Below are 8719 nucleotides of genomic sequence, written 5' to 3'. Positions count from 1 at the left end.
GGTGGGGCCCGCCCACGGCCACCAGGGGCGCGGGCCCCACCCCCACCCCGGACCGCCGGGGCGAGGGCCTGATCCAGTTCGTCCTGGCCGCCCACGAGGGCCAGCGCAACACCCGCCTGTTCTGGGCGGCCTGCCGCGCGTACGAACACGGCTTCGGCGACACCCTGGCCGACGCGCTCACCGCGGCCGCCGTCCGGACGGGCCTGCCGGAACACGAGGCCCGCGCCGCGATCGCCTCGGCGGCCCGGCTGACGACGAGGCGCGGCGAGGAGACGAACGGCGCGGCCTGAGGGACAAAAGTTAGACAGCGCTTTCTATCGTTGGCAGACAGTGCCGCAACTGCCACTTCCGCAGGTCAAACCAAGGCGCGAAAACTATCAGGGACGATCTCGCACCCATCGTATGTACAACGATAAAATAGAAAGCGCTTGTCGACCTGTTGCCTTTCCTGCGAGGGCTGCCCTTCACTGATGTGCGGCAGCCCGTCAGCCACCGACCGCCGGCTGCCTCGGCCCCCAAGGAGGCACGCCCATGCGGCGCTTGGCCGTACTCGTCTCAGCCGTGTTCCTCTCCACCCTCGTCCAGGGCCAGGCCGCCGCCCAGCCTCCCGACATACCGCCCCAGGAACCGGGCGTGACCATGCGGGTCTTCGACGTACAGATGGCGCTGGAGGACTTCTGCACGCTCAAGCCCGGACAGACGCCCAACGTCGACGAGCTGAAGCCGACGATCGACTGGACCACCGCCGGGGACTTCGGGCTGAGCGGCAAGTTCGTCACCGAGGTCACCGCGTACCTGAACGTCGAGTCGGCCGGGACGTACGACTTCCGCATCACCAGCGACGACGGATCCCGGCTGATCATCGACGGCACGCAGATCATCGACAACGGAGGCAAGCACGGTGCCCGGCCCAAGGAGGGCTCGGCCGAGCTGGCCGAGGGCCACCACGCGCTGCGCATCGACCACTGGGACGGCGAGTACGACCAGCGTCTCCTGCTGGAGTGGCGGCCGCCCGGGTCGGACGCGTACACCGTCGTCCCCACCTCCGTGCTGAGCACCGACGCCGACGTCACCCGGGTCACCTCCCCGGGCCGCAAGCTGTGCGAGGGCATCGACGAGTCACCGGGCGACGGCCTGCCGCTGGCCGGAGTGCACCCCGACTACACGCTGACCGACCTGCGCCCCGACGGTTTCGAACCGCAGGTCACCGGCATGGACTGGCTGCCGGACGGCCGACTGGCCGTCAGCACCTGGGGTGGCAGCAGGGAGAGCGAACTCGGGCAGGTGTATCTGCTCGACAACGTCACCGGGAACACCGACCCGTCGAAGGTGACCAAGAAGCTGGTCGCCGAGAACCTGCTGGAGCCGATGGGCCTCAAGTACGTCGACGGCACGATCTACGTCTCCGAGAAGGACGGATTGACCGCGCTGGTCGACAAGGACGGTGACGAGGTCACCGACGACTACCGCCGGATCGCGACCTGGCCGTTCGGCGGCAACTACCACGAGTTCGCGTTCGGGCTGCTGTACGAGAAGGGGCACTTCTACGTCAGCACGGGCATCGCGATGGTCCCCGGGGGCGCGACCCAGGACCCGCAGAACGTGCCCGACCGGGGCTCCACCCTCAAGATCAACAAGAAGACCGGCAAGGTGTCGTACGTGGCCGGGGGCCTGCGCACCCCGAACGGCCTCGGCTGGGGCCCGAAGGGCGAGATCTTCGCCACCGACAACCAGGGCGCGTACGTGCCGACGTCGAAGCTGGTCCGGATCAAGCAGGGCGCCTTCTACAACCACCACACCAACCCGGACGGCGTCCACGACGACCAGCCGGTGACCGAGCCCGTCCTCTGGCTGCCGCACGGCGAGATCTCCAACTCGCCGAGCAACCCCCTCCTCCTGCCCGAAGGCCCCTTCGCCGGACAGATGGTCTTCGGCGACGTGACCTACGGCGGCCTCCAGCGGGCCTACCTGGAGAAGGTCGGCGGCGAGTACCAGGGCGCGGTGTTCCGGATGACGCAGGGCCTGGAGGCCGGGGTCAACCGGATCAGCCTCGGCCCGGACGGGGCGATCTACGCCGGCGGCATCGGCGACGCGGGGAACTGGGGCCAGGAGGGCAAGCTCAGGTTCGGCCTGCAGAAGCTCACGCTCACCGGCGACGAGGCCTTCGACATGCGCGCCATGCGGGCGGTCGACGGCGGCTTCGAGATCGAGTACACGCAGCCGGTCTCCGCTGGGACCGCCGAAAGCCTGGCGTCCAAGTACGAGGCCCAGCAGTGGCGTTACGTGGCGACCCCGCGCTACGGCGGCCCGAAGGCCGACGAGGAGACCCTCGACGTCACGTCCGCGACGCTTTCCGAGGACCGCAGGAAGGTGACGCTCAAGCTGGACGGCCTGCGCCCGGGCAGGGTGGTGCACGTGCAGTCCCCGCGCCCGTTCGCCGCGGAGTCCGGGGCGGAGCTGTGGAGCACCGAGGCCTGGTACACCCTGAACACGCTGCCCGACGGTTCGAAGCCGCCGCCGGTGTACGAGGCGGAGTCCGCCTCGCTGTCCGGCGGCACCAAGTTCAACGACAACCACCCCGGCTACTCCGGTACCGGCTTCATCGACAACAACTGGGAGCCGGGCTCCCGCACCACCTTCGCCGTACGCGCCGACAAGAAGGGGAAGCACGACCTCGCGCTGCGGTACGCGAACGGCCAGAACGCCGACCCTGAGCCGAAACCCCGGTCGATGACCCTGTACATCAATGGCGAGCGGTGGAAACAGATCTGGCTGAACTCCACCGTGGCCTGGAACACGTGGGCGACCCACACCGAAGCGGTGCCCCTGCGGAAGGGCGCGAACACGATCACGTACGCCTACGAACCCGAGGACGACGGTCATGTGAACCTCGACAACCTCACCGTCACCCCGACGAAGCGCACCACGCTCTTCGACGGCACGAACCTGGACGCCTGGGAGTCGAACACCGGCGGTCCGGCGAAGTGGCCGGTAGCAGAGGACGGCTCCATGGAATCCCTCGGCGGTGACATCCGTACGAAGGAGAGGTACGGCGACTTCCGGATGCACGCCGAGTGGTACCAGCCCCACTACCCGCCGGACATCACCGGACAGGCCCGGGGCAACAGCGGGGTCTACATCCAGGAGCGGTACGAGCTCCAGATCCTGGAGTCCTTCGGGGTCGACGCACCCGCAACGAACGACGCCGGTTCGATCTACCTGCGCAAGGCCCCGGACACCAACGCGGCGAAGCCGTCCGGCACCTGGCAGACCTACGACATCGAGTTCCGGGCGGCACGCTTCGACAGCGACGGCAAGAAGGTGGAGGACGCGCGGGTGACCCTCCGTTGGAACGGCAAGACGGTCCACAGAGACGTCGCCATAGCCGGCCCGACCGGCGCGGGCCGCCCCGAAGGCCCCGCACCGGGCCACATCACGTTGCAGGACCACGGGGACCCGGGTGAGAACCCGAGGTTCCGCAACATCTGGATCGAACGGCTCTGATACGCGGGTCGTTCGCGGGACGAAGCGGTGCTGCCCCCTCCGACACCGGAGGCGGCAGCACCGTTGGGCGGTCTCAGGTGCGCAGGGAGAGGTAGTACGCCCCGACCTCGGCCAGGTAGCCGTGGTCGGTCGTCTCACTGTCGGTGGTGAACCGGGGAGCCGACTTGATCTCCTCCCGGGACGCCGCGACCTTCACCTTCTGCTCCTCACCGTCCACGACGGTCACCGCCCCGGCCGGAATCAGCACGCTCCTGCCGAACTTCCACACCCCGGTGTCGACCACCAGGTGCTGCCGACCGGGCTCGTCCTCCAGGCGTTCCACCTGCCCGATGACCCCGTCGGTGGACTCCACGTCGAAGCCCACCAGCGCCTGCCCCGCGACGAAGCCACTGTCCCGCCCGAACGCCCACACATCGCCCACAGCCACGTCTCCTCACTCCCACCCCGGCTGCGAAAGCCGAACGCCTTACGACGACGCCTTACCGATCGCGTCACCGGGCTGATGCCCCGGTACGGGCCCGCCAAGCACACCCGGCCGAACGATCCCCGCACGATCAGCTGACACACTGAGGCCTCGGGCCCGACCATCCCCAGAAGGCCCGAGCCGCCCCGGTCCCGCGTCCACGCGAACCATCTCGGCGTCGTATTGACGGCTTCGGGTCCTCGAAGTGCTTGAACATCTGGGCGGTCCAGCACGACGCGACGAAGCGGCTCTTCTGCTCTCGGGACAGCCGAGCCGCGTGCCCACCGCTGATTTCGATGAACTGTTGTCGACGAGTCGGGTGCCGGACGCCGTCACTGGTGGAACCCTCGTAGTTCTCCCCGAGGGCGGGCCCCACGCGGGAGCCGGAGCCGTCAACCGCATGGCGGCGATCGGAGTGACCGTCAGCCATGCGGTAGAGAAGCCCGAACCGAGGCTCGCTTCTCGGCATCCAGAAAGCCGCACTCGTGACGCACATCCGGCGGACGTACTACAGCGACGACGGCCGCCCCGTGGAGACAGCGGACATCGTGGTGCCCGCAGCGCACTCACTGCGAGATCGTCTACGAGATCCCGACAGAGCGGGAAGCCAGGAGGAACAGCGGTGCCCGGCAGGGAACGGGCACGGCAGAGGCCCCCGACCATACGTACTGGTCAGGGGCCTCTCGCCTGCGGTGGGTGTGGGATTTGAACCCACGGTGACATCGCTGCCACGACGGTTTTCAAGACCTTTCGCTGGATCGATCCTCTCGGACCTGCCTCGCAGGTCAGACCGATATTGACACTCCGGCGCCACCGTCGCCATGGTCGTCGTGCCCGCTACGTGCCCCACCGCCGCATCGCCGCGCCACCCCCGCGGCAGAAGAGGCCGGGCGTCAAGAGAGGGGGGCGCTCGGCTCGACCTTCAAGAGGTTGGCACACCCCTGACGCACCGAACGCCTACTTGAGCCGCGCCAGTCCCTCGCACGGCCACAGAAGTCGCCCCACCGAGCCTGTCAGTGCCGTCTACTAGGCTTGGAACTTTCGCCTTTCACCAAGACGCGACACTAGATGTAGTGGTTGATACTCGCCGGTAGCACAACTTGTGGGGTCTGCGCTTGCTGTCGGGGCGTCAGAAGTGCTGTACTTCTCCTGACCGAAAACAAGCAGGCCCCACCCGGGGCTCGACTTGAGGTCGAGTCATCGGCATGGGGCCTTTTGCGTTGGCGCGCCTTGGGACCCTACAACGACCGACTTGGTTGTCCAAGTCTTCACGGCAGATGATCCGACCTCGGAAACGAGGTATTCATGTCCACTGTGCTCATCGGCTACGACCTGAACAGTCCCGGCCAGGACTACGACTCGCTCTTCACTGCGATCAAGGAACTGGGGTCGACGTGGTGGCACCACCTCGACTCGACTTGGATCGTCAAGACGACCAAGACGACGACGCAGGTACGCGACGCTCTGAAGGGTCACATCGACTCCAACGATGAGCTTCTCGTCGTCGCGCTGACCGGCGAAGGCGCCTGGGCCGGCTTCAACGAGCGGGGCAGCAAGTGGCTGACGGACAACCTCTAATCGTCGTCTTGCCGTACCCAATTGCCCGATAACTGATGGGCAAGCGCCATAGGTAATGGGAAGCCTGCGTGAGGGCGGCCCCCGACCGATCTTCCTGGTCAGGGGCCGTTCACGCGCGCCCAAATACGAGATCGGAGCCCCGTGGTGGGTCGCCACTACGACTCTGTTGAAGATCCATCACCGACCGCATGTGGGATGGACTCACTCTCAGGTCGGCTGTGTCGGCACCTCGGTGGAACCGTCGTCGTCATTGTCACCGCAGCTGCGAACTCCCTGCTTAAAGTGGCGCCCGCTGAGCCAGAAGTCAGCGGCTTCGGCCACCTGGTCGTCCCGACCAGCCAAAGGCCGGGCGTAATGTCGAGTGGTGACGCTCGCGTTCGAGTGGCCGAGCCGGTGTGCGGCGGTCATCACGCCGTACCGATCGGCGACCCACGTCCCGTGTGAGGCGCGGAGATCGTGCGGCGTGACGTCAGTGAGCCCGGCAGCCGCCACGGCGGGATCGAAGTACGCCTTGCGCCACTGGTTGTAGCGCAGAGGCTTGCCGCCAGGCGTGACAAACAGGAGAGCGTCCTCCCCCTTGGGCAGCGCCTCCAGGTGCCGGCCAATCCGCGCCGCGAGTGACGGCCCGATCCGCAAAACCCGCTTCTGATGGGACTTGGGAGTGTCGAAGACGAGGGTGCCATTCGCTTCGGCCAGGTTCTCATCGACGAGGACCAGGCCGCCGGACACATCGATGTCCGCTCGCCGGAGCGCGAACGCCTCCCCGACCCGCAGACCCGCGTAGGCGAGCAAGGAGATCAGCAAGTCATGCGGTTTCGTCGCGCTCCGCACGATCCGTGAGGCTTCCAGCGGGGTGAGGATGTGCGGCTCGGTCTGCGGCATGCGCGGCAGCTTCACGCCCCTGCACGGGGTCTGCCCGATCATCTCGTTGTCGACGGCCGCCCTCATGATCTGCGAGAGCACCCGGTAGGCCTGCCTGATCCGCGATGCGCTGAGACCACGGGTCTTCATTGCACCGACCCATTCGACGATGGTGATCGGCCGGAGGCTGGAAAGCTCACGGTCACCGAGCGCCGGAACGATCAGCGAGTTGATCAGGGATCGGTACGACGCCTGTGTCTTGTGCTTGAGCTGCGGGGAGACCGCGGTAAGCCATCGTGCCGACCAATCGCGGACGGTGGTCCGCCCCTCAGCGGGGTCGAGCCAGCGGCCCTCCTCCATCTCGATTCGCTTCCGTGCCAGCCAGCGATCGGCGTCCGTCGTTGTCGCGAACGTCTGATCAGCGGCACGCAGCACGCCGTCAGGCCCCGGGTAGCGAGCCTGGAACCGGCCGGACGGCAGCTTCCGGATCCGGCCGAAGGCACGTCGGGACTTGCGCTTGGCGGGCATCAGGCAGCCCTCCGGTACGAGCACGCCGAGGCGGGCCGCAGGACGATCGGCGCCACCGTGTGGGCACTGACGTACTCCTCCACGGCGCTCTCGGGGATGCGGACGTGTCGGCCGACCTTGACGAACGTGATGCGGCGTTCCTCGATGAGCCGGCGAGGAAAGCGGAGACCGGTGCCGAGGCGTTCGGCGACCTGATTCACGGTGAGCAGCCGGTCCGCCACGGTCACCACTCCCCCTCGTTGGCAGTGCGGTCCTTCAGTGCGTCGCGGGCGGTCTCGCGGTTGGTCTGGAGGTCACGGGCGATGGTGGCGGCGAGAGCTCCTTCGCCGGGGGTGTGCCCGTGGCCGACGTACTGCCAGTCCGTCAGGACGAGGACAGTGTCCGGTTCGCGGTCGGCCAGGCCGAGGATGGTCGCTTCCTGGGCGGCGCGGTAGTCGGCGCGTTCCTGGCGGAGGGAGCCGAGGGTGGTGGAGTAGGTGCGGGACTTGGACGAGAAGTGGCCGCGGAAGCCGAGCATGTGGGCCCAGGCCCAGAGACGTCGGTCCGGATAGAGGCTGTCGAGCTCACGGCATGCGGTGATGAGCCGACGGGTGTGATCGGGAACGCGGTGGCGGTCGAGTTCGGCGAGCTCGCCGATGCGGCGGTCCAGGGTGCCGGTGTTCTCGGCGGCTTTGGTGGCGTACTTGGCCACGTACGAGGCGACCGCCTGTTCGGTGACATCTGAACCGTCGCCGAAGGCCTTGACCGGGCGGACGTCGAGCTGTCGGCCCCATCGAAAGGTCCGGGACGGCTGTTCACCAGCAGCCGGGACGGAGACCGACGTGTATGAGTGCGCGGCTGCGGCTCGTATCGCGTCGGTGAGGAGATCGACCGTGGCCCACGCGGGCGGCGGCGTACGAGGTTCCTCGGGGCCGTCGAGACGTACGACGGCGTGGAAGTGGAGGGCTCCACGCTTCTGGAATTCGGCGACCTTGCCGAAGGAGACGCGGAGGTGGTCGCCCAGCTCACGGCGGGGGATGCCCGCGTGGATGGCGAGTTCGCGGCGGAGTCGGGTGGTGAAACGCTGCCAGAGCTCCCCGGCGTGGTTGTTGAAGAGCACGGCGCCCGCGTAGTCGTAGGTCTCCGGATCAAGGGCGGAGCCCAGGTCCCCGGAGTCCGAGGCGTGCGCCGTGCCGCACCGGCAGGTGCCCCGGTCAGGGCGGTTGTGGACAGGGCCGAACGAGGGTGCGGTGAGGGTGGCGAAGACGCGCGGGTGGTCGCGGACGGCGGCGGTGATGTCGCGGCGGTCGTCTCCGGCGAGGCCGGCACGGATCAGGTGGTAGGTGTCGCCCGCGTAGGTCCAGGCGCAGGAGGGGCAGCGGGAGGCGCGGCGGTTGCCGCAGGCGATACGGAGGCGTCCACCCGGCTCGTACGCGGTCGAGTAGCGGTGCAGGGTCTCGCCGGTGGTCTTGTCCTTGTGGGCTACCCAGCCGCTCAGATGGACGGGGTCGGCACAGCCGCCGGTGCGGCGGATCTGGTCCTCCCAGCGGGTGTAGTCGGAGGCCGAGGCCACCCGGAGGACGTCCCCGAGGACGGTCGGGTCAAGGCGGCTCGCTCCGCTCGCCGCGCGCTCCCCGGCTCACCGCCGGGGCCTGACGCTCCTGCCTTCGGCCCGCTCTGGCCCCGGCTACGCCGGTCGCGCGGCTAGAGCGGGCACCGTGGTGGGGAGAAACCCGCTGTGGCTGGGGCGGTCGGCTCCACGGCTTTAGCCACCTCCCCGGTTCGGGTCCCGCGTCGAGCAAGACC

6 protein-coding genes and 2 pseudogenes are annotated in these 8719 nt (G+C 68.1%); 4 read left to right on the top strand and 4 right to left on the bottom strand.

What is annotated here, in order from left to right:
• A pseudogene (locus D3105_RS02500) lies at nt 1-290 on the top strand (bifunctional DNA primase/polymerase); the annotation flags it as partial.
• Nucleotides 291-531: 241 nt separating this feature from the next.
• Nucleotides 532-3504, top strand: a complete 2973-nt coding sequence (locus tag D3105_RS02495; RefSeq protein ID WP_118899539.1) for a family 16 glycoside hydrolase — start codon at nt 532-534, stop codon at nt 3502-3504.
• 73 nt (nt 3505-3577) lie between these two features.
• Here the strand turns inward: D3105_RS02495 and D3105_RS02490 are convergent, their stop codons facing one another.
• The gene (locus D3105_RS02490) at nt 3578-3925 is read right to left on the bottom strand and encodes a PRC-barrel domain containing protein (protein WP_118899537.1); all 348 of its coding nucleotides are present in this window, start codon (nt 3923-3925) and stop codon (nt 3578-3580) included.
• Nucleotides 3926-4271: 346 nt separating this feature from the next.
• Here D3105_RS02490 and D3105_RS02480 point away from each other — a divergent pair.
• Both D3105_RS02480 and D3105_RS02475 read left to right on the top strand, forming a co-directional pair.
• Nucleotides 4272-4570 (top strand): annotated as a pseudogene (locus D3105_RS02480) (GntR family transcriptional regulator); the annotation flags it as partial.
• A 702-nt stretch (nt 4571-5272) separates the two neighbouring features.
• On the top strand, nt 5273-5545 hold the full coding sequence (locus tag D3105_RS02475; protein ID WP_118899531.1) for a SinR family protein: 273 nt from the start codon (nt 5273-5275) through the stop codon (nt 5543-5545).
• 207 nt (nt 5546-5752) lie between these two features.
• Here the strand turns inward: D3105_RS02475 and D3105_RS02470 are convergent, their stop codons facing one another.
• From D3105_RS02470 to repSA, 3 genes are read right to left on the bottom strand one after another with little or no spacing between them, the layout of a single operon-like run.
• A complete protein-coding gene (locus D3105_RS02470) occupies nt 5753-6934 on the bottom strand; it encodes a tyrosine-type recombinase/integrase (RefSeq protein WP_118899529.1) in 1182 nt (393 codons plus the stop codon).
• Complete coding sequence (locus D3105_RS02465) at nt 6934-7161, bottom strand: helix-turn-helix domain-containing protein (protein WP_240646773.1); 228 nt, start codon at nt 7159-7161, stop codon at nt 6934-6936. Before D3105_RS02465 ends, D3105_RS02470 begins: the two co-directional genes overlap by 1 nt.
• Nucleotides 7158-8486, bottom strand: coding sequence for a replication initiator protein RepSA (gene repSA, locus D3105_RS02460; RefSeq protein ID WP_118899527.1), 1329 nt, complete (start codon nt 8484-8486; stop codon nt 7158-7160). Before repSA ends, D3105_RS02465 begins: the two co-directional genes overlap by 4 nt.
• Between the last annotated feature and the right edge of the window lie 233 nt (nt 8487-8719).

The sequence above is a fragment of the Streptomyces globisporus genome (assembly GCF_003501885.1).
In the GTDB taxonomy this organism is placed as follows: domain Bacteria; phylum Actinomycetota; class Actinomycetes; order Streptomycetales; family Streptomycetaceae; genus Streptomyces; species Streptomyces globisporus_D.
The sequence above is the reverse complement of the archived record's forward strand: the minus strand, read 5'-3'. Positions and strand labels throughout refer to the sequence as shown.